Consider the following 2,611-nt stretch of genomic DNA (forward strand, 5'->3'; position numbering starts at 1 on the left):
CGCCGTCAGCGCCGTTGGCTCCGGCCGGCCCCTGTGCTCCGGAATCGCCCGCATCGCCCTTCTCGCCGGCGTCGCCCGCATCGCCCTTCTCGCCGGCGTCGCCCTTCTCGCCCGGTTTGCCCGATGCACCGTCAGTGCCGTTGGACGGCCCTGCGGTCGCCGCAAACGTGGGCACTGCCCCGTCAACAGGCCCAGCAGCCAGCCATGACACCGGCAGCTCATTCGGGCCGCAGGACAACGCGTCGGCCTCCGAGGTGATGCTGGAGAAATCCAGTGTCGAACTGTCGAGGCAGGCATGGATGGATGCGGCATCTTCAGATGAGGCGGGGGTGCAGGCGCCGAGTGCAAGGACTGCGGCCGCCGCTGCAGCGGCAAGTGAGAGATGTTTCGGGCGTGGGCGGTTCAAGCTGGTTATCTCCTCGGTCGGCAGAAATTATGTGCCGGGGGAGAGGCAGGATGGGAACGCTGCAGTGCATGGGTATTCGTCCCCCCAAGGGTCATCCACTGCCGCTGCCAGCGTAAACGTTTTGGACCCAGTCCAATATTTTATTTCGAAAGAGGCCGCAATATGACGTGGCTACTGCAGCCACACCGGCTCTACAGAAAGGACCCAGCAAAAAGCAGCTGACTCCGGCCGGGGCCGGAGTCAGCTGCTTTCTATGATGCGGGGGATCAGCGACGATTAGGCCTGCTTCACCGGTTCTGCCGGCGCAGTGACCTCGTGCGGGTGCCGGCGTTCCAGCGAAGCACCCTCGACGTCGACGTCCGGCAGGATCTTGTCCAGCCACTTCGGCAGCCACCAGGCCTTGTCTCCGGCCAGATGCATCAGCGCCGGGATCAGCAGCATGCGGACCACGAAGGCATCCAGCAGCACGCCGAAGGCCAGGGCAAATCCGATGGGCCGGATCATGGCGCTGTCGGAGAAGACGAACCCGCCGAACACCGAGACCATGATGATCGCGGCCGCGGTCACGACGGACCGCCCGGCCCGCACACCCTGGACGACGGCGACGCGGGACGGGGCGCCGTGGGCGTACGCCTCCCGCATGCCGGAACCGATGAACAGCATGTAGTCCATCGCCAGGCCGAACAGGACGCCCACCAGGATGGTCGGCAGGAAGTTCAGGATCGGGCCGGGGGTCTCCACATTGAAGACTCCGGACAGCCAGCCCCACTGGTACACGGCCACCACGCCGCCAAGGGCCGCGAAGTAGGAGAGCACAAACCCAAGCGTGGCGATGATCGGAACATAAATGGACCGGAAGACCAGGATCAGGATCAGCAGGGAGAGTCCGACGACGACGCCAAGGTAGATCGGCAGGGCATCGGAGAGCTTGTCCGAGATGTCGATGTTGCCGCTGGCAGAGCCGGCCACGCCGATTTCATACGTCCCGTCCAGCGGGGACATGTCCCGCAGGTTGTGCACCAGGTTTTCGGTGGATTCACTGGTCGGGCCCTCCGTGGGGACCACCTGGAAGGCGACGGTGCTGCCGTCTTCGGAGGAACCGATCGGCGCCACAGCGGAGACCCCGTCCTGATCGAAGAGGATCTGCGCGATCTCGGCCTGGGCTTCGGTCGCTTCAGCGTCTGTGGGCTCGTTCGGCAGTTCGGCGACTACCAGCAGGGTGCCGTTCTGGCCTTCCCCGAACTTCTCCGACAGCGTGGAGTACGCCTGGTACTGCGTGGAGTCATGAGGTTCGGAGGAGCCGTCCGGCAGGCCGGTGCGCAGGTCCAGGGCGGGGACGGCGATGAACAGCAGGAGTGCGATCGACGCTACCGCCGTGACCAGGGCGCTGACCGTGGACATGGGCTTCGCCGGGGCGGGCGCGGCGGCAGGCTTGCCGGCGTCGGCCAGGGAGGAGATGGCAGCGCGTTCCTTCTTGCTCAGGATGCGCATTCCCGTCAGTTTCAGCAGAGCCGGGGTCAACGTCACTGCAATCAGCACGGCGATCGCAATGCAGCCTGCGCCCACCGTGCCCATCAGGCCCAGGAACGGAATGCCGGTGATGTTCAGCGCCAGCAGGGCGATCAGTACTGTCGCACCGGCGAACACCACCGCGTTGCCGGAGGTGCCGTTGGCCAGGCCGATGGACTCCTCAAGCTCGATGCCGCTCTTGAGCTGGCGGCGGTGCCGGTTGACGATGAACAGCGCATAGTCCAGGCCCACCGCGAGTCCAAGCATCACGCCCAGCACGGGGGTCACGGAGATCATTTCGACGACGCCGGAGAACGCAAGCGCGCCGAGGGCACCAATGCCGACGCCGATGAGGGCGGTGACCAGCGGAAGTCCCGCGCCGATCAGGGTGCCGAGCATGACCAGCAGGACGGCGGCGGCGACCACCAGGCCGACGATTTCGCCGACACCGATGATGCTGGGGATGCCCTGGGTAATGTCAGAGGAGAAGTCAACGCGGACGCCGTCGATCGGTGCATCGTTGAACACGGCGACCAGGGCGTCCTTGGTCTCCTGGGGGATCTCCATCTGGGTGTCCTCGAAGACCACGGTCAGGATTGCCGTGCTGTCATCTTCGGAGACCATGCGGATTTCTTTTGCCATGTTCAGCAGGGCCGCACCCTGTTCCAGCTGCGGTGCCTGCTCCTCGGCCGCGGC

Annotated in this window: 2 protein-coding genes; both read right to left on the minus strand. The window is 65.5% G+C overall.

Translation table 11 applies throughout. The features are described 5' to 3' along the window. Window positions 1-406: collagen-like protein (locus RTN46_RS16900; protein WP_396158012.1), on the minus strand; the 406-nt coding region annotated here is incomplete at its 3' end. Between the two features lie 276 nt (window positions 407-682). Then, on the minus strand, window positions 683-2,611 hold a 1,929-nt coding region (locus RTN46_RS16905; protein ID WP_312183198.1), incomplete at its 5' end, for an MMPL family transporter.

The organism is Arthrobacter sp. (assembly GCF_031988865.1).
Classification (GTDB): Bacteria; Actinomycetota; Actinomycetes; order Actinomycetales; family Micrococcaceae; genus Arthrobacter_B.